Raw genomic sequence first — 23,713 nt, 5'->3', positions numbered from 1 at the left:
GTCGGCGCGACGACTTCCCTCGGGAACCGGTGCGGGAGATCCCTGCGGGCCGGTGACTCGGATGCGAAAATCGACAGCGGCGGCCCCTCACCCGGGGCGGATTCCCGCGAGAATCCTGTGAGGAGGCAGGGGTGCGACTGAAGTCGGTGTTCCAGCGCGGACTGGGCAAGGTGCTGGGCGACGCGACGGCCACGATCGACACGATCGAGCCGGGCAGCATCGTCGTCGCACCGCGCAAACCGATCCCGCTGGACGACGAGGCCGCCATCACGGAAGTCCTCGATCTCGCGGCTCGCATCGGCGCGGTCCTCCTCGACTCGGGGACCGGTGCCATCGACACCCGCAGTCAGATCGAGTTCGTCGCAGGCATCTACGGTCTCGACGACATCGAAGTGGACGTCACGTTCAACACCATCCTCGTCAGCGCACGGCGCGGTCCGACGCTGCCGCCGGTCACCACCGTCCGGACCGTCCACTACCGCTCCCTCGACTTCACCCGTCTCGCGCACGTCGACCGGCTCGTGCGCCGCATCCGGCAGCTGGCCATCACACCGGGCACCGCGCACCGGATCGTCGACGGCATCACCAGCGCGCCGCACCCGTACCCGTACTGGCTCGCGAACCTGGCGTGGGGCGTCATGGCGCTCGGCATCTCGATCCTCCTGGGCGGTGGCACGCTCGTCGGCGCCACGTCGTTCGTGACGACGATGGTGATCGTCGCCGGGAACCGCCGCCTCGCCCGCATCGGCACGCCGATCTTCTTCCAGCAGATGCTCGGCGGATTCATCGCGGTGCTGCCCGCCGCCACGCTCTATCACTGGCGAGAACCCCTCGACCTCGACTTCGCGCCGTCGCAGATCGTGGCCGCGGGCATCGTCGTGCTGCTGTCCGGACTGTCCCTGGTCGGCTCGGTTCAGGACGCGATCACCGGAGCGCCGATCACCGGCACCGCGCGATTCTCCGAAGTGGTCCTGATGACCGGCGGCATCCTGGCCGGCGTCGGCCTCGCGATCCGGTTGGTGGAGACGATGGGCGTGATCCTCCCCGGACTGGGCACCGCCTCCCCGTTCGGGCCCACCAACCCGGTGCCCAGCCTGGTGGGCGGCGCCCTCGCCGCGGGCGGATTCGCGGCCGCGAGCTACGCGGAACGACGCGCCATCCCCGTCGCTCTCGGTGCCGGCATGCTCGGCACCGGGGTGATCAGCGGGCTGTCGTTCACGGCGGTCGGCCCGATCGTGTCCAGTGCGCTCGCCGCCGTCCTCGTCGGCCTGCTCGGTGGTCTCGCCGCTCGTCGCGCCCTGGTGCCGCCGCTCGTCGTGGCCATCGCGGGCATCACTCCGCTGCTGCCCGGCCTCGCGATGTACCGGGGGTTGTACGGGGTGATGAGCGAGCAGACGATCCCCGGCTTCCGAGAGCTCGCGACGGCCATCACCGTCGGATGCTCCATCGCGGCGGGCGTGACCCTGGGCGAGTTCATCGCCCGCACCCTGAAACGCCCCACTCTCCCGGCCGCATTGATCCGCCCGCGGATTCCGCGGATAGAGAATCGGCTCGAGGGCTTGACCCTCACGCGACGTAAGCCTCCACGCTGGAGGACATGACGGTGACGAACGACGCGAACAGCAAGCGAGCCGGCTCCACCTGGACGGTGGGCAGGCTCGCCGATCTGACCGGGGTCACGGTGCGAACGCTGCACCACTACGACCAGATCGGACTGCTGTCGCCGACGGAGCGCACGCATGCGGGCTACCGCCTCTACACCGAGGCGGACGTCGCTCGCCTGCAGCGCATCGTCGTCTACCTGCGGCTCAAGATGCCGCTGGAGGAGATCGCCGCACTGCTCGACGGAGACGACGACCCGATCGCCCACCTCCGCCGCCAGCGCGACGCCGTCATGTCCAGGCTGGGCGAGCTGACCGAGCTCGTCGCAGCCATCGACAACGCGATGGAGAGAGAAATGAATCAGCAGCCCGTCACCGACGCCGAGATGCGCGAGATCTTCGGCGACGGCTTCAAGGACGAGTACCAGACCGAGGCGCAGGACCGCTGGGGCCAGACCGACGCGTGGAAGCAGTCCGCTCGCCGGACGGCGAAGTTCACCAAGGCCGACTGGCAGGCGGTGAAGGAGGAGACCGACGCGATCAACGCCGCCTTCGTCGCCGCCAAGCGCTCGGGCGAACCGGCGACGAGCGAGGCGGCGATGGACGCCGCCGAGCAGGCTCGACGGCAGATCAACGACCGCTTCTACGACTGCAGTCACGAGTTCCACACGTGCCTCGGAGAGATGTACGTGAGCGACCCGCGGTTCACCGCGACGTACGAGGAACTGGAGCCTGGACTGGCGCAGTTCGTGCGCGATGCGATCGTCGCGAACGCCGCTCGTCACGCCTAATCGGACCGCGGTCCCGATGAGCGGCACGCGGCGCGAAGCACCCGTTTCCCTCAGGTAGAATCCCCGGCATGGCAGCAAAGACGACCGACATCGCCGAAGACGACGAGCTGGAGCCGGTAGCCGACGAGACCGCCCATCAGGCCCGCCGCGTGGTGGCCGCATATGCGACCGACGCCGACGAGTGCCGGATGCTCTTCTCCATGCTGGGCATCACCCCCGGCGAGACCGCCTGAGACATGACCTCGCCCGAAGGGCACCCTGCGACGGGTGCGAGTTTCGTCGTCGTCGCAAATCGACTCCCCGTCGACAAGCGGACTCTCCCCGACGGCTCCACCGTCTGGAAGCGCGCGCCCGGCGGGCTGGTCACCGCTCTGACCCCCACCCTCGCCACCCGCAGCGGTGCGTGGGTGGGGTGGTCGGGCATCCCCGACTCGGATGAGAATCCGACCGTCGACGGCATCGACATCCACGCCGTTCCGCTGAGCGGCCAGGAGATCGCCGACTACTACGAGGGCTTCTCCAACGCCACCCTGTGGCCGCTCTATCACGACGTGCTCGTGAAGCCGGAGTACCGCCACGACTGGTGGGACACCTATGTCACGGTGAACCGCCGCTTCGCCGAGGAGGCGTCGCGGGCGGCCGCCGAGGGCGCGACGGTCTGGGTGCAGGACTACCAGCTGCAACTGGTGCCCGCGATGCTCCGCGAGCTCCGCCCCGATCTGTCCATCGGCTTCTTCCTGCACATCCCCTTTCCACCCCGGGAACTGTTCAGTCAACTCCCGTGGCGCACTGAGATCCTCGAGGGCATGATGGGCGCCGACCTCCTCGGCTTCCACCTGCCGGGCGGTGCCGAGAACTTCCAGTCGCTGGTGCGACGCTTCCTCCACGTCGACGCCTCCCGTGACGGTGTCGGCGTCCGCGACGGGTACGGCACCATCGACTACGAGGGTCGCGTCGTGAAGGTCGGCTCGTTCCCGATCTCCATCGACTCCGCGACCGTCGCCGCCAACGCGGCGGCCACCGGCGATCGGGCGGCGCGGATCCGCGCGGAGCTCGGCGACCCCGACGTCCTGATGCTGGGCGTCGACCGCCTCGACTACACCAAGGGCATCGACGTCCGACTCGCCGGCCTGGAACGCCTCTTCGCGGACGGTCGTCTCGACCCCGCCAAGACCGTGCTGGTGCAGCTCGCCAGCCCGAGCCGCGAGCGCGTCGACAGCTACATCGACATCCGCAACCGGATCGAGCAGACCGTCGGCCACATCAACGGCACCTACGGGACCGTCGATCACCCGCCGATCCGCTACCTGCTCAAGCCGGTCCCCCGCGACGAGCTGCTCGCCTACTTCCGGGCCGCCGACGTGTGCCTGGTGACCCCGCTGCGCGACGGTATGAACCTGGTCGCCAAGGAGTACATCGCCTCGCGCGACGACCTCGGCGGAGCCCTCGTCCTCAGCGAGTTCACCGGCGCCGCCGCCGAACTCACCGAGGCCTACCTGATGAACCCGTACGACGAGCGCAGCGTCGACGACGCGATCGAGGCGGCCGCCACCGATCCCGCCGACGTGCGCGGCAAGCGCATGCAGGCGCTGCACGACCAGGTGATGACCAACGACGTCGACCAGTGGGCGCAGAGTTTCCTGGACACCCTCGCGGGCAAGCGATGAGCGAGATCGTGCTCGACGACGCGCTGGTCGCGGCGCTCGACGCCTTCGCCTCGCGCCCCAGCGTCCTCGTCGCGTCCGACTTCGACGGCTGCGTGTCGCCGATCGTGTCCCGTCCCGAGGACGCCCGGCCCAACCCGCGGTCGATGGCCGCTCTCGAGGCCGCCGCCGTCGCACCGCAGACGCATGCCGCGCTGATCTCCGGTCGCGCCCGCGTCGACCTGCAGTCCCTGTCGGGCGCGAGCGCCGACCTCACCCTGGTCGGCAGTCACGGCGCCGAGTTCGCCGACGGATTCGAGACCGCGATCAGTCCCGCGCAGGAGGACCTGTTGGCGCGGATCGTCGCGGAGTTCACCGAGATCAGCGCGCAGTTCCCCGGCACGTCGGTGGAACGCAAACCGGCCAGCGTCACCCTGCACACCCGGATGGCGTCGCATGAGGACGCCGTCGGCGCCCTGGAACTCGCGCAGGCGGGTCCGGCGAGCTGGGACGGCGTACACGTGACGAACGGGAAGATGGTCATCGAATTGGCCGTCATCGAGACCAGCAAGGGGCATGCGCTCGACCGACTCCGCACCGCGATGGGCGTCGACGCCGTCTTCTACATCGGCGACGACGTCACCGACGAGAAGGCCTTCGCGCACCTGCGCGACGGCGATGTCGGCGTGAAGGTCGGCGGTGGCGAGACCGCCGCGCCGTACCGGGTCGCCGACACCGACGGCGTGGCCGCGGTGCTGGAGCTGATCGCCCGGCTGCGCGGCTAGGACGCTACGCCCCCACGACCCCCAGCGGATCCGCGTACACCGCCGACAGTGCGACGGCGATCGCCCCCGCCTCGGGCACTTGCACGCCGAAGCACGTCGGCACGATCTCCAGCGGCCGCGGCAGGCGGGTCGCCGCGTCGAACGCCGCCTGGATCGGTTCCAGGCCGTGCGTGTGGGACGAGAACGCGTCGCCGGCCACCACCACTTCATCCGGGTTGAGGACGTCGCGCATCATGGCGACGGCTTCACCGAGGATGCGGGCGCGGTCGTCGGCGACGATTCCGGCCGACGGCTCCACGCCGAGCCGCGCGGCGGCGGCCTTACCCGCGGCGGTGCCGATGACGCTCTGCAGGGCGGCGACCGGCTCCTCATCCAGGCTGCCGGGGCGCACCGGGAGTCCGGCGATGGTGCCTGCCCCGTGCGCGGGCTGGTGGACCTCGCCGTCGATGATCATCGCCATGCCGACCGTCTCGCGGGCGTAGAAGAACAGGCTCGACCCGGTTCGGGTGATGGTCGACGACAGCAGCAGTTCCGCGGCGGCCATCGCCTGCACGTGCTCGGAGACCGAGATCGGCACCTCCAGCGCGGCATGGAGCCGCTGTCCGAGCGGCTGCCTTTCCCAGCGGAGGATGGGGTGATCGATGATGCCCGTGTGGTCGTCCACCACGCCACCGATCGCCGCTCCACCCCACAGGACACGACGCCCGGAGAAGCGGTCGGCGAGCTCGCGGAGGAGATCACACAGGCGGCCGACGGCGGTGTCCGCATCGGCCGAGGTGAGTTCCTTGGTGCGGATCGCGTGGCTGTAGAGGGTGCGCCCGCCGATGTCGGCGATCACCAGTTCGGTCCGCCGAGCGCCGACGTGCATCCCGGCGACGCAGTACCGGTCGCGGTCGAGCGTCAGCGGAAGTTTCGGCCGTCCGACGCCACTGTGGTTCAGCAGGTCCGGCCGCTCCACCACCAGCCCTGCGTCGAGCAACGCGTTGACCTGGCGGTTCACCGTCGCCGCCGAAAGGCCGGTGTCAGCGACCAATTGATCTCGCGTGGCGGGCGAGCCGACCCGGATCGCGTTCAGAACAGCGGCGGCCGGACCGGTTCCGAAGTGAAGTGGCGCGGGAACGACGCCGCCGGTGGTCATGCGCTCGAACATATCAGCCGTTCGTGACCGTGCTCACTGCGGCCGACCGGGTGACTGATCGACGGACCACTAAGCTGAAGCTCATGAGCGCACCCGGGAATTCAGTCAGCGGAAACGGCAAGGTCGCGGTGGTCACCGGAGCGAGTTCGGGCATCGGTGCCGCGACCGCCCGCAGCCTCGCCCGCGACGGTTACAGCGTGGTCCTCGGCGCCCGTCGCGTCGACCGGATCGAGGAGCTCGCCCAGGAGATCGGCGGTCGCGCCATGTACCTGGACGTCACCGACGCCGCGTCCGTCGAACGGTTCGTCGCCACTCTGGACCGAGTGCACGTGCTGGTGAACAACGCGGGCGGCGCCAAGGGGCTGGCCCCGATCTCGGAGGCGAACCTCGAGGACTGGCGCTGGATGTGGGAGACCAACGTCGTCGGCACTCTCCGGGTCACCAAGGCGCTGCTGCCGCACCTGGAGGCGTCCGGCGACGGCCTCATCGTCACCATCACCTCCACCGCCGCGCTGGAGGCCTACGACAACGGCGCCGGCTACACCTCCGCCAAGCACGCACAGGGCGTCCTGCACCGCACCCTTCGCCTGGAGCTGATCGGCAAGCCGATCCGCCTCACCGAGATCTGCCCGGGCATGGTCGAGACCGAGTTCTCCCTGGTCCGCTTCGACGGCGACGCCGCCAAGGCCGACGCCGTCTACGAGGGGCTGACCCCGATGGTCGCCGACGACATCGCCGAGCTCGTCTCCTTCGCCGCGTCGCGGCCCTCGCACGTGAACCTGGACCAGATCGTCGTGCGCCCGCGCGACCAGGCGACGTCGCGCCGCAACATCAAGACGGGATAGCGGAGTTCCGCATCCGCGTGGTTCACCGTCAGAAGCCGGGTTCTGAATCCAGCTTCTGACGGGGAGCTACGCGGATCCGCTCTACCCGTCCAGCAGGTCCGCGTACTCGGCGGCGTACTCCGGCGCGACGAGGCCGCGCAGCGAGAGCGCGAGCTGCGCCCGGATGTAGCCCTCGATGTCGAGGGTCCGCTCGAAGTACCAGTGCTTGAGCGCCCATGCGTGCGCGACGAGCAGGAGGTTGTAGGCCACCAGCTCGGAGTGCTTCGCGACGAGTCGGCCGTCGGCGATACCGTCGGCGACGGCTCGCTGCAGCGGTTCGACGGTCGCGAGCTCCAGGTCCTTGATCTGGCTGCGGCCTGCGGCGTCGAGCGCGTTGCTCTCGCGGTAGGTCAGCAGGGCCGCGTGCCGTCGTGAGTCGATGACGCGGCAGTAGGCGCCGAAGGCGGCGGCCACGCGGCGGACCGGGTCGTCGCCCGCCTCGGCGATAGCGGCGGGGACCTGCGCCTCGAACTGGGTGAGGACGTCGGTGATCACCGCGAGAAGGACTGCGTCCTTGGAGCCGAAGTAGCGGTAGATCAGACCGACGCTGACACCGGCCTCGGCGGCGAGCGCCTGCATCGACACGGCCTCCGACCCCGCCTTCTCCATCAGTCGCGCCGCCGCGTCGAGCAGCTGTCGCGACCGCTGGGCCGTACGCGCCTGCTTGGCCGCGGCGTCGGCGTCGAGCGCCTCGGACATCGCCTGTCTCCCTTCGTCGGGTACGCCCATCACGGTAGATGAACGAATATTCATCGAATCCTCCAGACCCCTTGACGAACCTCGAAACTGAATCTAAATTCATCGTCAATGAACCAATGTTCATTCTTGTTCGACCAGGCACCCGAAAGCAAGGACGGTCCCGTGAACTTCTCCGACTACCAGCATCTCCTGTTCGAACGCCGTGACAACGGCGTGCTCCTGCTGACGCTCAACCGACCCGACAAGTACAACGCCACCAACGAGGTGATGCACGCCGAGTTGGCCCGGGTGTTTCCCGAGATCTCCGCCGACCCGGAGACCCGTGTCGTGGTCGTCACCGGAGCGGGCAAGGCCTTCTCCGCGGGCGGCGATCTCTCGATGGTCGAAGCGATGGCCGGCGACCACCAGCGCGTCGCCGACATGCTCGACGAGATGAGCCGCCTGGTCTACGGGATCATCGACTGCGCCAAGCCGGTGGTCTCCGCCGTCAACGGCGTCGCGGTCGGCGCGGGCACCGTCGTCGCCCTGCTGTCGGACATCTCCGTGTGCGCGGAGGACGCGAAACTGGGCGACGGCCACGTGAAGCTGGGCGTCGCGGCGGGTGACCACGCGGCGATCATCTGGCCGCTCCTCGCAGGCATGGCGAAGGCCAAGTACTACCTGATGACCGGAGAGATGATCACCGGCGCCGAGGCCGAGCGCATCGGCCTGGTGACCAAGGCCCTCCCCCGCGACGAGGTGCTCGACGAGGCCCTGCGCATCGCGGATGTGATGGCCACCGGCTCGCAGAACGCCATCCGCTGGACCAAGAAGGCCCTGAACAACTGGCTGCGCAACGCCGGACCGATCTTCGATCAGTCCGCCGCCTACGAGATGCTCTGCTTCATGGCGCCCGACGTGGTCGAGGGGTACACGTCGCTGCGCGAGAAGCGCGCTCCCCAGTTCCCGTCCGCCGCACCCACCGCGTGACCGCGCCGACCACCGCAGGAGACACCGTCATGAGCACCAGCAGCATCGCCGTCGTCACGGGCGCAGGGTCCGGCATCGGCCGCGCCATCGCCCTCGCGTTCGCCGCGCGCGGCGACACCGTCGTCGCCGCCGACCTCGATCTCGCCGCGGCGACCGCCACCGCGGAGCAGGGACCGGCCGGACGCATCCACGCCATGGACGTCGACGTCGCGGACGCCGCACGCGTCACGGCTCTCCGCGACCGCGTCAACGCCAAGATCGGCGTCCCCGACATCCTCGTCAACGCGGCCGGCTGGGACCGCACCGATAAATTCCTGAATGCGACCCCCGAGTTCGCCGAGAAGGTCGTGGCCATCAACTACCTCGGCCCGGTCCACCTGTGCAGCGCCTTCCTGCCCGGCATGATCGACTCCGGTTCCGGTGGCCGGGTCGTCAACGTCGCGAGCGACGCCGGTCGTGTCGGCAGTGCAGGCGAGACCATCTACGCCGGAGCCAAGGGCGGCGTCATCGCCCTCACCAAGTCACTCGCCCGCGAGATGGCCCGCCACGGCATCACCGTGAACTGCGTCTGCCCCGGCCCCACCGACACCCCGCTATTCCACGCCCAGGACGAGAAGCTGCAGGAGGCGCTGATCCGGGCCATCCCGTTCCGGCGTCTCGCGCGGCCCGACGAGGTCGCCTCGCCGGTCACGTTCTTCGCCTCCGATGCCGCGTCGTTCATCACCGGTCAGGTGATCAGCGTCAGCGGCGGACTCACCATGGCCGGTTGACGACCCATCCTCCAAGGAGTTCGCTCATGTCCTACATCTACGACGCTCACGCGTACCGCACGTACTTCGAGAACGACTTCACCTATCTGAACGGCTTCCGCCGCAACGTGCACCGCTTCGCCGACCGTCCCGCGATGCAGATCGCGGAGACCGGCGAGACCGTCACCTACGCCCAACTCGGTTCGCGGGTCGACGCCCTCGCCGCCGGGCTCATCGCGGCGGGCGTCGGCCCGGGCGACGTGGTCGCCTACCAGCTGTTCAACGGGCCCGAGTTCGCGGAGCTCTACCTGGCGACGCAAGCCGCGGGGGCCGTCGGCGCCCCGATGAACTTCCGTCTCGCGGCCGGAGAGACCGCCTACATCCTCGGTTCGACGGCCCCGACCGTCTACGTGTACGACACCGACCTCGGCGAGACGGCGGCCGCGGCCCTCGCGCACTCCAAGCACGTCCCCGCGGTGATCGTCGCGGTCGGCGACGGCGAACCCGTCGCGGCCCCGGACGGCAGCGTCGTCCTGCGCTATCGCGACCTTCCGCGTGAGGGTTCCACCCCGCCGCCGGTGCAGCGGACGGTGTGGGACGAGACCACCCGCCTGTTCACCTCGGGCACCACCGGCATGCCGAAGGCCGTCCCGATGAACAGCATGATCGAGGTGTTCAGCGCCCACGACGTGATCATGCACTTTCCGCTCTCTCCGGAGGACAAGACGTTGAACATGACGCCGTGGTTCCACCGCGGCGGCCTGTACTGCGCCGGCCCCAACCCCACGTTCTATCTCGGCAGCTCTCTGGTCCCGATACGCACCTTCGACCCCGACCGCACCCTGGACCTGGTGGAGGAACTCGGCCTCACGTTCCTGATCGGCGCCCCGACCAATCTCGCGATGCTCGCCCGCGCGCAGGAGGAGCGCGCCCGCGATCTGTCGTCGTTGAAGGGCCTGGTGACGATGGGTGCACCACTCGAGCGGGATGCGGCACTGCGTTACCAGCGGGTCCTGAACCCGCGGGTCTTCAACGGGTACGGCAGCACCGAGGGCTTCTGGAACACCTTCCTGCGCCCGGGCGACCTCCCCGACATGGCGGGCACCGCCGGTCGCGCGTGCATCGACGACGACGTCGCCGTGGTCGCGGTCCGCGACGGCGGTCTCGCCGACCCGAGCGACATCGTCCCTCGCGACGGCACCACCGTCGGCGAGGTGGCCGTTCGCTCCCCCAAGGGCGCCGGTCAGTACTACGACAACCCCGAGCAGGACGCCGCCAAGTTCCGCGACGGCTGGCTGTACATCGGCGACCTCGCGACCTGGGACGAGAACGAGTTCGTGACGATCGTCGGCCGCAAGGACGACATGCTGATCTCCGGCGGCGAGAACGTCCACCCCGTCCAGGTGGAGGAAGCACTCAACGCGCACCCCGGCGTCGCGGACTCGCTGGTCGTCGGTGTCGCGGACGACGAGTGGGGTCAACTGGTGGTCGCGTACATCGTGGCCGCGGGGGATCCGCCGAGCGTCGCCGACCTCGACGCCCACTGCCTCGCGCACCCGATGCTGTCGTCGTTCAAGCGGCCCCGCGCCTACCGGTTCGTCGATCGGTTGCCGGTGTCCGCGACCGGCAAGAAGCTGCACTACAAGGCCACCGAGGAGGCCCACGACGACCTCGCCGCCGGCCGCTTCACCTCCCTGAAGGATCAGTCATGACCGTGATGTACGACGACGAGCACCGCCAGTTCCGCGACCTCGCTCGCAGCTTCGCGAGCCGGATCGCCGAGCGGCACGAGTCGTGGGAGCAGGCCGGGAGTCTCCCGGCGTCGATGTTCGCCGAGGCGGGCGCGCACGGACTGCTCGGCTTCCCGGTCCCCGAGGAGTTCGGCGGGCCCGGCGTCGACGACTTCCGCTACCACGCGATCGTCGTCGACGAGGTGGCGCGCACCGGCTCGGCCGCCGCCGCGATCGCCTTCTCGCTTCAGAACGACGTCGTCCTCCCCTACCTGACCGACCTGGCGAACGACGAGCAGAAGGCCCGCTGGCTGCCCGGCGTGGTCACCGGCGAGACGATCCTCGGCATCGCCATGACCGAGCCCGGCACCGGCAGCGACCTCGCCGGAATCGCGACCACCGCGGTGCGCGACGGCGACGACTACGTCGTGAACGGCGCCAAGACGTTCATCTCCAACGGACAGAACGGCACCCTGTTCGTGGTGGCGGTCCGCACCGGCTCCGACCGCCACAAGGGGCTGTCGTTGCTGGTGGTCGACGCCGACACCCCCGGCTTCGAACGCGGCCGGAACCTCGACAAGATCGGACTGCACGCGCAGGACACCAGCGAACTGGCGTTCACCGACATGCGGGTCCCGGTCCGCAACCGGCTGGGCGCGGAGGGCGACGGCTTCTATCACCTCGTGCGAAACCTGCCGCAGGAGCGGCTGTCGCTGTCGGTCGGCGCCGTCGCCGCGGCCGAGGGCGTCTTCGCCGCCACCCGCGACTACGTGGCGCAGCGCCGTGCCTTCGGCTCCCCGATCGGCAGCTTCCAGAACACGCAGTTCGTGATGGCGGAGATCGCGACCGAACTCGACCTGGCGCGCACCTTCCTCGACGACTGCCTCACCCAGCACGTCGCGGGCGAGCTGACCGCGGCACGCGCCGCGAAGCTGAAGTGGTGGACCACCGAGCTGCAGGTCCGGACCGCCGACCGCTGCCTGCAGCTCCACGGCGGCTACGGCTACATGCGCGAGTACCCCGTCTCCCGCGCATTCGTCGACGCACGCATCCAGACCATCTACGGCGGAACCACCGAGATCATGAAGACGATCATCGCGAAGGATCTGGGGTTGTAGGGACGACCGACGATAAACGCCCTGGGCGTCGCGATTCGCCCACGGTTCAACCCTGAGCGAACATCGACGCCCAGGGCGTTTGCGGTCCTCCTACTGAAAGACGACCGTCTTCCGATCGTGCACCAGAACGCGGTGCTCCAGGTGCCAGCGGACGCCGCGGGCCAGGACGAGGGTCTCGATGTCGCGGCCCTGGCGGACCATGTCGGCGGCTGAGTAGCCGTGGTCGATGCGACTGACGTCCTGCTCGATGATCGGGCCGGCGTCCAGGTCGGCGGTCACGTAGTGGCAGGTGGCGCCGATCAGCTTGACGCCGCGGTCGAAGGCCTGGTGGTAGGGACGCGCGCCGACGAAGCTCGGGAGGAAGCTGTGGTGGATGTTGATGGCCCGCCCGGCCCACGCCTCGCACAGTTCGGCGGGCAGGATCTGCATGAACCGCGCCAGCACGATCGCGTTGGGCTCGTACCCTTCGACGATCCGCTGCATCTCGGCGAACGCCTCCGCTTTGCCGTCCTTCGGGAACGGCACGTGATGGAAGGGAACGCCGAACCGCGTCGTCAACTCCTCCAGATCGCGGTGATTGCCGACGACGGCGCTGACCTGCGCCGGGAAGTCGCCGCGCTCGGCACGCGAGAGGATGTCGGTGAGGCAGTGGCTGTCCTTGCTCACCAGCAGCACGACGGACTTCTCGGCGCCGGAGTCGGTGACGCTCCACTCGGCGTCGGGACCGAACATCGCGGCGACCTCTGCGAATCGGCTGCGGAACTCCTCGACGTCCATCTCGACCGAACTGGCGAGGACCGCCTGGCGCGTGAAGAACCACCCGGTCGACGGGTCGGAGTGGTACGCGGCCTCCGTGATCCAGCCGCCCACGCCGGTCAGGAAACCGGCGAGGCCGGCGACGATGCCCGTGCGGTCGGGGCATCCGAGAGTCAGGACGAAGCGGCGTTCGTCGCCACGGGAGGAGATCTGCGAGTTGCTCACACCTCTCAGTGTGCCAAGCTCGAATTCGTGACGAACACCAACCTGACCCGAGCGGCCGTCGCAGCGATGGTCGACCACACTCTTCTCAAACCCGAAGCGACCCGCGCCGACGCCGAATCGACCGTCGCCGAAGGCCTGGAGCTGGGCGTCTACTCCATCTGCCTGTCGCCGTCGATGCTGCCGATCGACACCGGAACCGCCAAGACCTGCGTGGTGGCGGGCTTCCCGTCCGGCAAGCACCACTCGCTGGTGAAGGCCGCGGAGGCACGGCTCGCGGTGGACACCGGTGCCGACGAGGTCGACATGGTGATCGACGTCGGCGCCGCCGTCGACGGGAAGTACGACGAGGTCTTCGGCGACGTCCTGACCGTCCGCGAGGCCATCGGCCACGAGCACGTGCTGAAGGTGATCGTCGAGTCTGCGGTGCTGCTCGACACCGTCGGCGAGGACGGTCTGACGCAGGTGTGCCGCCGCGCGGTGGAGGCCGGGGCCGACTTCGTGAAGACGTCGACCGGGTTCCACCCGGCGGGCGGCGCGAGCGTCCGCGCCATCGAGGTGATGCGCGCCGCCGTCGGCCCGACGGTCGGCGTCAAGGCCAGCGGCGGCATCCGGTCGGCGGAGTTCGCCGCGGATCTGATCGCCGCGGGCGCGACACGCCTGGGCCTGTCGGGGACGCGCGTCGTGCTCGACGGCTTCCCCGAGTAGGCGAAGCCGCTACACCTTGCAGGTGCCGCTGCTGTCGGTCTGACCCGAGCTCTCGGCGGCCGACTTCATGTTGACGTCGGTGCCGTCGAAGGCGAAGTCGATGCCGTTCTTGGCGACGTCGAGCTTGCTGACCTTGATCTGCTTGAACAGCGGGCCGAACATCGCGGTGGTCACCTGGTCGACGATCGGCTGCGCGAAGTCCTTCGGCACGCCGAAGACCAGGGCGGTGGCGTCCTCGACGGTGAACGTCACGGCACCGTCCTTGAGAACCGGCTTCAGCGTCACGGTGGCCGGAACCGGGATGATCGCGAACGTCACGGTGGTCGCGATCTTCAGCGTGCCGGCCGACGGGTCCGCGGTGATCGACTCGATCGGAGCGCCGGTCGGCTGCGTGCCGTCGCCCTTGCTCAGTTCCTTGATGCGGTCGTACGGCAGGAAACCATTGCCGTTCAGGGTCTGAACGGTGCCGCCGTCGGTGCTGATCCCCTCGGCGCGGGCATGGAGCCGCATGGTCGTGTCTCCGCCGGAGGTGGTGTCGATCTGCACCCACGGGACGTTGCCGTCCATCACCGACAGCAGCATCGGGCGGCGCGACACCGAGACGTCGGTGTCAGTCCCGGTGAGATTCTGGAACGACGCCTGCAGGCAGTCGGTGACCTTGTTGCGGATGTACAGCTCGGAGCCCACGCCCGCGATCACGACCAGCAGGACCACGGCGGCGAGGATCAGCGCGACGGTCCGACGCCGGCCGCCCTTCTTGGCCTTCACCGGTGCCGTCTTGACCGGGCCGGTCGACACGGCGGGCGGGGTCTGCGGTATCGGCTCGAATGCACTGGAGTCCAGTGCATCCATCTGCTTGGTCCCCGGCTTCTCGGTCTGCGAGTAGGCCTGCGTCGTGGGATCGGGGGTGTAGCGGACGGGCCCGGTCACGACCTCGCCGGTCGGGGCGTCGTCGATGTACTGCGGGGTCGGGGTCGATTCCGCGTGCTGCACGGTCGCATCGTCCGGCTGGGACTCCGGCTCCTCGGGTGCGGCGTGCGCTCCCGTCTTCGGGGCGTCGTCCACGGCCGGGGCCTCCGGCGAACTCGTCGCGGGGACCTCGCTCGACGTGCCGTCTGCGGCGTCGCGTGCGGTCGAGTCGCCGGTCGGTTCGTCGGGCTGCGACGGGTGTTCGTTGTCGGTCATCTAGCTGTGGTCCCATCCAGGCGGGGGATCTCGCGAGCGTTGGCCAGGACGGCCAGCGCCGTGCGCGCCTTGTGTGTCAGGCCCAGGTCGATGTCGTGGACACCGGTCTGCACCGCGGAATCGTAGTCGGCGATCACGCTACCGAACGGATCTGAGAGGCGGCTATGGCCTATCCCCGTCGGAGCCGAAGAATCCCGGACGGCGGGATCGGTCGGCAGCGCCTGCCCGACCGCGGCGACGAAGGCCGTCGAATCCAGGGCTCGCGCCGTCGACAGGACCTCCCACTGCTGCACCTTGCCGGGGCCCGCACCCCACGACGTCGGCACCACGATCAGCTCCGAGCCCCGCCGGGACAGCTCCGTGAAGAGCGCCGGAAACCGGATGTCGTAGCAGGTGGCGACCCCGACGAGGTGTCCTGCGATCTCGACGACGAGCGGTTCCGCGCCTGCAGCGACGGTCGCGGACTCCGCGAACCCGAAGGCGTCGTACAGGTGGATCTTGTCGTAGCCGACGGGCTCCTCGCCCGGACGAGCGACGAGCAGCGTGTTGCAGACGCGCCCGTCATCCGATGGGGTGAACATGCCCGCGACCACAGCGATCCCCTCGGCGTCGGCCGTCCGAACGACCTCGGTGGCCCAGGGCCCGTCGAGGGGCTGCGCGATACCCCGGAGCGAGACGCCGAACCGGCACATCGTCGCCTCGGGAAAGACGATCAGCTCGGCGCCCTCGGTGGCCGCCTGCCTCGTCTGCTGCACCACCGTGGCCAGGTTGGTCGACGGGTCGTCCGTGGAACTGATCTGGGCCATCGCCAGTCGCATGTCGTCTCCTCCGAGGCAGCGGTCACCTCTGATAGAGCGTAGTTCCCTCCGGCCCCCGACTGTCACTGACGAGCTTGGCGAAACAGTGGTCCTTGTCGAGCCCGACGCTGCGGCACCAGGTCAGCGCCGATTGCGGACTGGAGAAGTTCTGCGCCGAGATCGTGACGATCCAACCCGGTTCGGAGAACACCGACCAGTCGCCCGAATCGAGGAGCTTCACCTGCGGGTAGCGCGACCTGGATGCTTCGAACTCCGACCAGATCGCTCGGTTGTCCCAGGTGATTCCCTCGGCGACCAAGCCGAGACGTTTGGAGCTGACCTGAGCCGCCCACTGGTTGTTGTTACTCGTCCGCACGGACTCGGTGTCGGCCTCGATCTGCGTACGGATCGAGTCGCCGGCGGCGAGCTCCGGGTCGACGGGGACGGTGACGGTGGTCGTCGGCTGCTGGGTCTCGACGACTGTTGGGCCGGACTGAGCTGCGCTCGGTGCGTCGTCGCCCTTGTCGGCGACCTTGAGCCAGACGAAGACGGCTGCCGCCGCCAGCCCGATCACGCAGGCGATCGCCACACCGAGCAGGACCGCGCGCGAACCGCCGCCGTTGTTCGGCGGCTCGTAGGTGAAGGTCGGGTACTCGACGGGCGTCGATGCGCTCGGATACCCACTGCTCGGATACTCGTTGCTTGCGAACTGTGTGCTCGCGAACCGTGTGCTCTGGGAGCCGGAGACCGGGTACTGCGTGGCCGAGTGGTCGGGTACGGCGCGCGACATCGTCTCGGCGTACTGGTCCGGAGGCACTGCGCCCGAGGCGCTCCCGTCGGGCCGATCAGGTGTGGACATGGGGCAATCGTAAGCCGGAAATGAGACATCTTCGCAGGTCCATCCGTACGGACGACAGGCGCCGACTGCCGCACGAGGTGGCGGCTCAGTTCGGCGACACCAATTCCCACGGGACCGACAGCATGTTGTCCACGCGACGACCGCGCGGGATGGTCACGCGGATGCCGGAGTCGAGCATCATGGCCCGCGCGTAGCGCCAGCGGTCGCGCGGACCGTAGGTCTCGTGCGAGGCCGCCCGATCCCAGCAGCGGTCCGCGCAGGTGAGCAACTCGTGGATGGCCTCCCCCGCCACGTTGTGGTGGATGAGGGCCTTCGGGAGTCGCGCCGCCAACTCGGACGGATGCTGGGTGTAGGCCGGCGACCACGACAGCGTCAGCTCCTGCGGGCCGGTCGCGTCGAGCAGGATCCAGCAGCAGCGTCGACCGATCTCATCGCACGTGCCCTCAACGATCAGGCCGCCGGGAGCCAGTGCCTCCTGCATCTGCGCCCACGCCGCGCGGACCTCGCTCTCGTCGTACTGGCGCAGCACGTTGAAGGCGCGGACCAGGTTCGGGTGCAGACCGGCCAACTCGAAGCCGCCGAGCGCGAACCGGACGCCCTCACGCGGTTCGACGAGGCGCGCGGGATCGATCTCGAGGCCGACGAGCTCCAGGGACGGCACGGCGCGGCGTAGGCGGAGCGCCATCTCGACGGCCGTGTTCGGGCGACCGCCGTAACCGAGGTCGACGGCCAGCGGTCGTTCGACGTCGAGCGCCGCCCGGATGCGCGGGTCGGCGGCCATCGCACGGTCGACGCGTCGCAACCGGTTGATGTTGGTGGTGCCGCGGGTGATCCGTCCCTGAGGTCGTCCGGCCTTGAGGCCGGACCGGGTCATGCGATGTTGTCCTGCACCCAGGTGGAGGTGAACTCGGCTTCGCCGCGGAACAGGTCGACGAGGTTGACCAGCATCAGCTGTTCCAGCTTGGCGTTGACGAACGGGATGTAGACCTTGACCTCGGTGGTCTTGCGGATGGTGCAGCCGGTCTCGGTCGGGAACAGTTCCTGCTCACCGGTCAGCGAGCCGGGGCCCGCCGGAATCGACGCCGTGTAGGTGCCGGTGGTCCGCTTCGACTCGCCGTCGAGGACGCCGTAGGTCTCGATGCGGGTGATGAGCATGTCCTTCATCATCACGGTCTGCGCGATCGGCGGCAGCATGTCGCGGGTGATGGTCTGCTCCAGCACCACGCGGATGCCGTCGCCGTTCTGCTCGAACTCGCGGACGCTGGAGATCGGCGTCAGCTCACGGAACCCCTCCATGAGGTCTTCCCAGTAGTTCTTCTGCGAGAGCGCCTGGTAGATCTTCTCGGCCGGGTGCGTGTACCGGGCCGAATAGCTGAGCCGTCGTGCCATGTGGAACAGCCTAACGTCAGAATTAACGTCCGAGAAAATCGACAGTCGCGTCGCGTTCGGCATCGAGCAGGTGACCGACCTGCTCGATGACGGCCTTCTCGATCTTGCCGCCGACGAACGGGATCGCCACGTTGGCGCTGCCGAGGTACTGGGCGACGGCCGGGTCGCCTGCGATCGTGATGTCGCCGGAGATGGTGGCCGGGGCACCGCTGACCGAGGCCTCCATGCGGCCGGTGATGGCGGCGCCGCCGAGGGTGAACGTGCTGGTCCGCGGGATCTCGAGGTCGCCGGGACGGACGGCGGTGACCACCGACGGCAGGTTCTCGGCGCCCACGCCCTGCTTGGTGATCACGGTGACGGTGTCACCGTCGAGGGTGAACGACTCGAGCACACCGTGGTCACCGTTGGTGGCGGCGATGAGATCGCGCCAGTACTGCTCGGTGCTGAGCAGCGACCACAGCGCGGACACGGACGACGGATAGCTCACCGAATGCTCGAACTTGCTCGACATAGCAGTCAGGCTACCGTTACCGGTGTGACGAATTCCCACGAGATCGCAGGTTCCGCCGACACCGTTCTGGCCTCCCTCACCACGTTGCGTCTCGGCGGGCCCGCGCGCAGCGTCGTCCGCTGCGACGACACCGACACGCTGGTGTCGACGATCCGCGATCTCGATTCCCGTCGCGAGCCGGTCCTGCTGATCGGCGGCGGCTCCAACCTGGTGATCGGCGACGACGGTTTCGACGGCGTCGCCGTGGTCATCGCGTCGAGCGGCATCGAATACGGCGTCGACGGCGACCGACCGTTCGTGACCGCCGAGGCGGGCACCGACTGGGACGCGCTGGTCGCCGACACCGTCGCCGCAGGCTTCGGCGGCCTGGAATGCCTGTCCGGGATTCCCGGCGCGGCGGGCACCACGCCCGTGCAGAACGTCGGCGCGTACGGTGTCGAGGTGGCCGACGTGCTGCGCAGCGTTCGGCTGCTGGACCGCGCGACCGGCGAGACCGCCTGGGTGGGTCCGGAGGCCCTCGACCTGGCGTACCGCACCAGCAAGTTGAAGGGCCGTGACACCCACGTGGTGCTGGCGGTCTCGTTCTGGCTCAACGCCGACGGCGTGTCCGCCCCCATCGCCTACCGCGAATTGGCCCGGGCGATCGGCGTCGACGAGGGCGGCACCGCGGAGGCGGCCTCCGTCCGCGAACGAGTGCTGTCGCTGCGCGCGGGCAAGGGCATGGTGCTCGACGCCGCCGACCACGACACCTGGAGTGCGGGCTCGTTCTTCACCAATCCGATCGTGCCCGAGGCCGATGCGGCGGCCGTCCTGGCGCGGATCGTCGCGCGGGTCGGCGACGACGTGACGGTCCCCCGCTATCCCGCGGACGCGGGCGTGAAACTGTCGGCGGGCTGGTTGATCGAGCGCGCGGGCTTCACGAAGGGCTTCCCGGGCGACGACGCCCCCGCGCGGCTGTCGACGAAGCACACCCTGGCGCTGACGAACCGCGGGGCGGCGACCACCGCGGACCTGCTGGAGTTGGCGGGACGGGTCCGGGACGGGGTGCGCGACGCGTTCGGTGTCGACCTGCACCCCGAGCCGGTCTTCGTCAACTGCCGGTTGCCTCGCTGAGCTCCTCGAGGACCTCGTCGAGCAGTTCGTTGAACTCCGCGGACCGCTCGAACGGCGCCATGTGTCCGGAACCCTCGTAGGTGCTGTACGAGCGGAGGAAGCCGCGGCTGCTGAGCGCCTTCGCCATCTCGTCGGCATGCTTCTGCGGGGTCAGGAGGTCGGCGGTGCCGACGACGACGGCCGTCGGAACGGTCACCTTGTCGAGACCGGACAGGACGTCGAGGGTGTACATGGCCGAACCCCAGGCGGCGCGCGCCTTCGGGGAGCAGGCGGAGACCATCTTGTCGGAGAACTCGACGTGCGCCTTGCGGGCCACCGGACCGAGTGCGACGTAGTGCTCGAAGCGCGCGGTGAGGGCGTTGACCGGCAGCGGCACCGGTGCCGAGGTGAACACGCGCTGCAGCACCTTCTTGCCCGGCTTGGCGAGGGCGGGCAGGTTGTCGGGGATCAGGTGCTGGCGCTGCACCACGCCGCGGGCGGCCGTGGCGCACAGGACGATGGCCGAGACGCGATCCTCCATGCCGGCACCGAACTGCTGGGCCCACGACATGATGGTCATGCCGCCCATGCTGTGACCGACGAGAACGGCGCGCTTGCCCTCCGGGATCATCGCCTCGAGGACGGCTTCGAGGTCCTGCCCCAGCATGTCGACGGTCGGTCGATTGGGGCCGAGCTCGGACAGCCCGTGCCCGCGCTGGTCGTAGGCGACGATCGGGCGGCTGTCGCCGAAGTGGTTGAACTGGGCGTTCCAGAACGCGGTGTTGCAGGTCCAGCCGTGGATGAGGACGAGGATCTCGTCGGAGTCGTCGATGTCACCGGATGCGACCACGTGCAGCAGGGCGCCGTCGGGCGTGCCGACGACGGACGAGCGCATCGAGTGGGTCGGGGTCCGCAGGGCCGGGTCGGGGCCGTCGTCGACGGGATCCGGGTACTTGAAGACCTCGCGCAGCATGGCGCCGCCGGTGATCGCGAACTGCGCTGCAGTGGCCGCGGTGAACGCTCCGGCCGCGACGGCCCCCCATTTGCGCGCCTGCGCCCACTTGCTCTTGCTCGTCATCGGTCGTCCTCTTCCGTTGGGTCGGCGGCGGTGGCGCCGTCGCCCGCAGCCCGGTGCTGCTTCGCTTCGAAATACTTGGTGGCCTCGCCGATCGCGCGGGAGATCTCGTTGTCGAGTGCTCGACTGAACGTGGTCTCGACGATCTCGTGGGCCATCGGCCGGACGGTCTGGATCAGGCCCGCGATCTTCGCGAGCTTCGCCTCCCCCAGGTCCGGCAGATTCTCGTCGAAGTACTGGCCGGTGATGATGGAGACGAAGCTGCGAGCGACATCGGTCAGATCCGACTCGACTCGTACCCATCGTTCGAGGAGGTCATCGATGTCGATGCCGCCTTTGACCAGCGCCTCGGCGCCTTCCAGCACTTCCGGGTTGCGGATTGCATAGTGGGTGCCGTCTTTGGTGAGCAGTCCCAGCTTCTGGCTGAGTGAGATGGCCCGCTCGTCGGCGCCCAGGGTCTTCTTCAATTCGGTGAAGGTGATCGTTGCTGCGCGCTTGATGTTGCGCAGCCGGCCGCCCTTCGGGGCGGCACGCAGCACGTGCTCCACCTTCATGCCGTAGTGCGCGGCATGCAGTAGTTCGCTGATGGTCGCGAAGGTGTAGCCGCGCTCCAGCATCCGCGAGATCAAGTTCAAGCGGACCAGGTGTTCGTCGGAGTACCAGCCGGTGCGGCCGCGGATGGTCGGCGGCGGGAGCAGTCCGCGGTCCTGGTAGACGCGGATGTTGCGGACGCTGACGCCCGACACCTGGGCGAGGTCGTTGATGCGGTATTCGCTCACTGGGTCGGCCGCGTCTCTACGCGTTCTTCCGGAACCACGAGCGTCCCAGGATCTCGTCGATCCGCGCGCGGACGTCGACGACGTAGACCAGCACCGCGGTGATCGCGATGAGGAAGAACATCAGGCCGAATCCGAGAGTGGCCTGCACCACCCAGATGAGGACGGTCGAGACGGCGAGGATCGCCACCCAGATCCCCTTCGTCTGGGCGCTGATCGCGGTGAATGCGTCGGCCCGGGTGGTTGCGGCGTGCACGAGCGCCACGGCACCCGTGATCCCGGATACCACGGTGATGGCCAGCAGGATGTAGTGCTGGGCGTACAGGACGAAGACTGCGGTGCTCACGAGTCCACCTTAATCACGGGCCGACGTGGCCGAGTCGGTGCCGAGGACGTCGCTCACCTCGTTCACAGCGGAGCCGGCCTCGTCGGCGGGAGTCTGCTGTTCGCCGTCGTCGCCCTGGGCGTTCTCGCGGCGGAAGGAGTCGTAGATCTCGAGCAGCATCTGCTTCTGGCGTTCGCTGATGGAGCCGTCGGCGAGGAGGGCGTCGCGGACCGGGCTGGCGGGTCGGGCTTCGAGGATGCCCGCACGGACGTACAGGACCTCGGCGGACACGCGCAGTCCCTTGGCGATCTGGGACAGGACGTCGGCCGACGGCTTGCGCAGGCCTCGTTCGATCTGCGAGAGGTACGGGTTGGAGACTCCGGCGCGTTCGGCGAGCTGACGCAGCGACACCTTGGCGGACAGTCGTTGGGTTCGGATGAACTCGCCGATGTCCTGCGCCGCGTTGGTCACGGCCTCGACCGTGGTCGCGCCGTCCTGCGGGGCGTCCTGATTGCTCTGCTCGGATGTCATGTGTCCCTTCCTCCCTCGTCCAGTATCCGCGACGAGCGCTAACAAGTGCAAGCGCACGTGCTTGTTTTCGTCGGCGGTGTCGCCGTCAGGAGAACAGCAGCACGGAGACGGTGTAGATCGTCAAACCGGCGAGGGAGCCGACGACGGTGCCGTTGATGCGGATGAACTGCAGGTCGCGGCCCACTTGGAGTTCGATCTTGCGGCTGGTCTCCTCGGCGTCCCAGCTGCGGACGGTCTCGGTGATGACCGAGATGATCTCGGGCGAGTAGTTCTCGGCGACGTGTCGTGCGGCGCGCACCGTCCAGCCGTTCATCTTGGCTTGGAGCGGCTCGTCGTCGCGGATGCGTTCGGCGAGTTGGACGACGGCGTCGGACAGTGAGGTGCGGAGGGTGGACTCGGGGTCGTCGAGCATCTGCTCGATGACGGCTTTGCCTGCCTGCCATGCGGTGGATGCCGCGCCGGTGATCTCGTCGCGGCCGAGGAGTTCGTCTTTGAGGCCCTCGAACTTGGCGATGGTGGCGTCGTCGTGCTGCAGCTCTTGGGCGAAGTCGGCGATGAAGTCGTGCATCGCGATGCGGAGTTCGTGGCGGGGGTCGCTGCGGACCTTGTAGGTGAATTCGGTGAGTTCGCGGTAGATCTTGTCGCCGACGAGGTGGTTGACGAATTTCGGCGCCCAGGCGGGGCCGTCGCGGTCGACGACGCGATCGATGAGCAGGGAGCTGCCGAGCGCCCAGTCGTGGGCGCGGTCGCAGGCCAGTTGGATGACGGGTTCTAGGCGGTCTTCGGCGACGAGCTGTTCGAGGATGCGACCGGCAGGCGGTGCCCAGACGGGTTCGGCCGCCCACTTGAGGACGGCTTGAATGAAGCGTTCGACGTCTTCGTCGCGCAGCATCTCGGACCAGAGTTTGAAGACGCGGGACACCTCGTCGTTGACGCGCGGTTTGTTGGCGGGGTCGGCGAACCAGGTGGACACGCGCCGCGGTAGGTCGAGGGCACGGACGCGGCCTTCGATGACGTCCCGGGTCATGAAGTTCTCTTGGATGAACCCGCCGAGCTGTTCGCCGATCTGGTCCTTCTTCCGCGGGATCAGCGCGGTGTGCGGGATGGGCAGTCCGAGGGGCTGCCGGAAGAGGGCGGTGACGGCGAACCAGTCGGCGAGCGCACCGACCATTCCGGCTTCGGCGGTGGCCCGGACGTACCCGACCCAAGCCGCGACATCCTGGCCGTCGCGGTGTTCGAGCCATCGCATGACGAAGTAGATGGCGGCGGCACAGAGCAGCAGACCGGTGGCGAGGATCTTCATGCGCCGCAGGTCACGGGCCCGCTGCGCGTCGTTTTCGGTGAGTCCCGCGGGCACCGAGGGCACCGCTGCGAGCCGTG

General features: G+C 68.8%; 26 protein-coding genes. 12 read left to right on the top strand and 14 right to left on the bottom strand.

Annotated features, from left to right (window positions below; all coding sequences use genetic code 11):
* Window positions 1–137 precede the first annotated feature (137 nt).
* The 5 genes from ACH46_RS02775 to otsB all read left to right on the top strand — a co-directional run bounded on the left by ACH46_RS02775 (window position 138) and on the right by otsB (window position 4,820).
* The gene (locus ACH46_RS02775; protein ID WP_062394891.1) at window positions 138–1,601 is read left to right on the top strand and encodes a threonine/serine exporter family protein; all 1,464 of its coding nucleotides are present in this window, start codon (window positions 138–140) and stop codon (window positions 1,599–1,601) included.
* Window positions 1,598–2,392 carry a MerR family transcriptional regulator gene (locus ACH46_RS02770; RefSeq protein ID WP_062391582.1) on the top strand — a complete coding sequence of 265 codons (795 nt, stop codon included), beginning with the start codon at window positions 1,598–1,600 and terminating at the stop codon, window positions 2,390–2,392. The genes ACH46_RS02775 and ACH46_RS02770 overlap by 4 nt, the downstream gene beginning before the upstream one ends.
* Window positions 2,393–2,460: 68 nt before the next feature.
* A complete protein-coding gene (locus ACH46_RS21435; protein WP_193392934.1) occupies window positions 2,461–2,625 on the top strand; it encodes a hypothetical protein in 165 nt (54 codons plus the stop codon).
* A 3-nt stretch (window positions 2,626–2,628) separates the two neighbouring features.
* On the top strand, window positions 2,629–4,059 hold the full coding sequence (locus tag ACH46_RS02765; protein ID WP_062391581.1) for an alpha,alpha-trehalose-phosphate synthase (UDP-forming): 1,431 nt from the start codon (window positions 2,629–2,631) through the stop codon (window positions 4,057–4,059).
* Window positions 4,056–4,820, top strand: coding sequence for a trehalose-phosphatase (otsB, locus tag ACH46_RS02760; RefSeq protein WP_062391580.1), 765 nt, complete (start codon window positions 4,056–4,058; stop codon window positions 4,818–4,820). The genes ACH46_RS02765 and otsB overlap by 4 nt, the downstream gene beginning before the upstream one ends.
* A 4-nt stretch (window positions 4,821–4,824) precedes the next feature.
* Here the strand turns inward: otsB and ACH46_RS02755 are convergent, their stop codons facing one another.
* A complete protein-coding gene (locus tag ACH46_RS02755) occupies window positions 4,825–5,958 on the bottom strand; it encodes an ROK family transcriptional regulator (protein ID WP_062394888.1) in 1,134 nt (377 codons plus the stop codon).
* Between the two features lie 83 nt (window positions 5,959–6,041).
* Here ACH46_RS02755 and ACH46_RS02750 point away from each other — a divergent pair, with 83 nt between their 5' ends.
* Window positions 6,042–6,803 carry an SDR family oxidoreductase gene (locus ACH46_RS02750; RefSeq protein WP_062394890.1) on the top strand — a complete coding sequence of 254 codons (762 nt, stop codon included), beginning with the start codon at window positions 6,042–6,044 and terminating at the stop codon, window positions 6,801–6,803.
* An 81-nt stretch (window positions 6,804–6,884) separates the two neighbouring features.
* On the opposite strand, the gene ACH46_RS02745 is transcribed toward ACH46_RS02750, so the two are convergent.
* Window positions 6,885–7,541, bottom strand: coding sequence for a TetR/AcrR family transcriptional regulator (locus ACH46_RS02745; protein ID WP_062391579.1), 657 nt, complete (start codon window positions 7,539–7,541; stop codon window positions 6,885–6,887).
* Between the two features lie 108 nt (window positions 7,542–7,649).
* Between ACH46_RS02745 and ACH46_RS02740 the strand changes: the two genes are divergently transcribed.
* Genes ACH46_RS02740 through ACH46_RS02725 form a run of 4 tightly spaced genes read left to right on the top strand, consistent with a single transcriptional unit; the run spans window position 7,650 to window position 12,107 of the window.
* Window positions 7,650–8,510 (top strand): enoyl-CoA hydratase/isomerase family protein, encoded by an 861-nt coding sequence (locus ACH46_RS02740; RefSeq protein ID WP_226995740.1) that lies wholly within the window; start codon window positions 7,650–7,652, stop codon window positions 8,508–8,510.
* A gap of 29 nt (window positions 8,511–8,539) precedes the next feature.
* Window positions 8,540–9,280 carry an SDR family NAD(P)-dependent oxidoreductase gene (locus ACH46_RS02735; protein WP_062394884.1) on the top strand — a complete coding sequence of 247 codons (741 nt, stop codon included), beginning with the start codon at window positions 8,540–8,542 and terminating at the stop codon, window positions 9,278–9,280.
* 26 nt (window positions 9,281–9,306) lie between these two features.
* The gene (locus tag ACH46_RS02730) at window positions 9,307–10,971 is read left to right on the top strand and encodes a class I adenylate-forming enzyme family protein (protein ID WP_062391578.1); all 1,665 of its coding nucleotides are present in this window, start codon (window positions 9,307–9,309) and stop codon (window positions 10,969–10,971) included.
* Window positions 10,968–12,107: an acyl-CoA dehydrogenase family protein gene (locus ACH46_RS02725; protein WP_062391577.1), complete on the top strand. Its 1,140-nt coding sequence runs from the start codon at window positions 10,968–10,970 to the stop codon at window positions 12,105–12,107. The genes ACH46_RS02730 and ACH46_RS02725 overlap by 4 nt, the downstream gene beginning before the upstream one ends.
* 90 nt (window positions 12,108–12,197) lie before the next feature.
* On the opposite strand, the gene purU is transcribed toward ACH46_RS02725, so the two are convergent.
* Window positions 12,198–13,088: a formyltetrahydrofolate deformylase gene (gene purU, locus ACH46_RS02720; RefSeq protein ID WP_062391576.1), complete on the bottom strand. Its 891-nt coding sequence runs from the start codon at window positions 13,086–13,088 to the stop codon at window positions 12,198–12,200.
* A 27-nt stretch (window positions 13,089–13,115) separates the two neighbouring features.
* Here purU and deoC point away from each other — a divergent pair, with 27 nt between their 5' ends.
* Complete coding sequence (gene deoC / locus ACH46_RS02715) at window positions 13,116–13,793, top strand: deoxyribose-phosphate aldolase (protein ID WP_062391575.1); 678 nt, start codon at window positions 13,116–13,118, stop codon at window positions 13,791–13,793.
* 9 nt (window positions 13,794–13,802) lie between these two features.
* Here deoC and ACH46_RS02710 read toward each other — a convergent pair whose 3' ends face one another.
* The 6 genes from ACH46_RS02710 to ACH46_RS02685 form a co-directional block, all read right to left on the bottom strand.
* Window positions 13,803–14,978 (bottom strand): LmeA family phospholipid-binding protein, encoded by a 1,176-nt coding sequence (locus tag ACH46_RS02710; RefSeq protein ID WP_062391574.1) that lies wholly within the window; start codon window positions 14,976–14,978, stop codon window positions 13,803–13,805.
* Window positions 14,975–15,796, bottom strand: coding sequence for a carbon-nitrogen hydrolase family protein (locus ACH46_RS02705; RefSeq protein WP_062391573.1), 822 nt, complete (start codon window positions 15,794–15,796; stop codon window positions 14,975–14,977). The genes ACH46_RS02710 and ACH46_RS02705 overlap by 4 nt, the downstream gene beginning before the upstream one ends.
* 22 nt (window positions 15,797–15,818) lie before the next feature.
* The gene (locus ACH46_RS02700; protein ID WP_157850988.1) at window positions 15,819–16,634 is read right to left on the bottom strand and encodes a hypothetical protein; all 816 of its coding nucleotides are present in this window, start codon (window positions 16,632–16,634) and stop codon (window positions 15,819–15,821) included.
* A gap of 85 nt (window positions 16,635–16,719) precedes the next feature.
* Window positions 16,720–17,508 (bottom strand): class I SAM-dependent methyltransferase, encoded by a 789-nt coding sequence (locus ACH46_RS02695; protein WP_062391571.1) that lies wholly within the window; start codon window positions 17,506–17,508, stop codon window positions 16,720–16,722.
* Window positions 17,505–18,023, bottom strand: a complete 519-nt coding sequence (locus tag ACH46_RS02690) for a DUF2505 domain-containing protein (RefSeq protein ID WP_062391570.1) — start codon at window positions 18,021–18,023, stop codon at window positions 17,505–17,507. Before ACH46_RS02690 ends, ACH46_RS02695 begins: the two co-directional genes overlap by 4 nt.
* A gap of 22 nt (window positions 18,024–18,045) precedes the next feature.
* Window positions 18,046–18,534: a DUF2505 domain-containing protein gene (locus tag ACH46_RS02685; protein ID WP_062391569.1), complete on the bottom strand. Its 489-nt coding sequence runs from the start codon at window positions 18,532–18,534 to the stop codon at window positions 18,046–18,048.
* Between the two features lie 24 nt (window positions 18,535–18,558).
* On the opposite strand from ACH46_RS02685, the gene ACH46_RS02680 reads away from it, so the two are divergent.
* Window positions 18,559–19,647 carry a UDP-N-acetylmuramate dehydrogenase gene (locus ACH46_RS02680; RefSeq protein ID WP_226995739.1) on the top strand — a complete coding sequence of 363 codons (1,089 nt, stop codon included), beginning with the start codon at window positions 18,559–18,561 and terminating at the stop codon, window positions 19,645–19,647.
* On the opposite strand, the gene ACH46_RS02675 is transcribed toward ACH46_RS02680, so the two are convergent.
* The 5 genes from ACH46_RS02675 to ACH46_RS02655 all read right to left on the bottom strand — a co-directional run bounded on the left by ACH46_RS02675 (window position 19,625) and on the right by ACH46_RS02655 (window position 23,636).
* The gene (locus tag ACH46_RS02675) at window positions 19,625–20,704 is read right to left on the bottom strand and encodes an alpha/beta fold hydrolase (RefSeq protein ID WP_062391568.1); all 1,080 of its coding nucleotides are present in this window, start codon (window positions 20,702–20,704) and stop codon (window positions 19,625–19,627) included. The two genes, ACH46_RS02680 and ACH46_RS02675, sit on opposite strands and share 23 nt — an antisense overlap.
* Window positions 20,701–21,480, bottom strand: coding sequence for a MerR family transcriptional regulator (locus ACH46_RS02670; protein WP_062391567.1), 780 nt, complete (start codon window positions 21,478–21,480; stop codon window positions 20,701–20,703). Before ACH46_RS02670 ends, ACH46_RS02675 begins: the two co-directional genes overlap by 4 nt.
* A 16-nt stretch (window positions 21,481–21,496) precedes the next feature.
* Window positions 21,497–21,823, bottom strand: a complete 327-nt coding sequence (locus ACH46_RS02665; RefSeq protein ID WP_062391566.1) for a DUF2516 family protein — start codon at window positions 21,821–21,823, stop codon at window positions 21,497–21,499.
* A 9-nt stretch (window positions 21,824–21,832) separates the two neighbouring features.
* Window positions 21,833–22,333, bottom strand: coding sequence for a helix-turn-helix domain-containing protein (locus ACH46_RS02660; RefSeq protein WP_062391565.1), 501 nt, complete (start codon window positions 22,331–22,333; stop codon window positions 21,833–21,835).
* A gap of 85 nt (window positions 22,334–22,418) precedes the next feature.
* Window positions 22,419–23,636, bottom strand: a complete 1,218-nt coding sequence (locus ACH46_RS02655) for a DUF445 domain-containing protein (RefSeq protein WP_226995840.1) — start codon at window positions 23,634–23,636, stop codon at window positions 22,419–22,421.
* Window positions 23,637–23,713: the final 77 nt, after the last annotated feature.

Origin of the sequence: Gordonia phthalatica, from assembly GCF_001305675.1 — a bacterium.
Lineage (GTDB): Bacteria > Actinomycetota > Actinomycetes > Mycobacteriales > Mycobacteriaceae > Gordonia > Gordonia phthalatica.
This window is presented reverse-complemented; position numbering and strand designations above follow the sequence as displayed.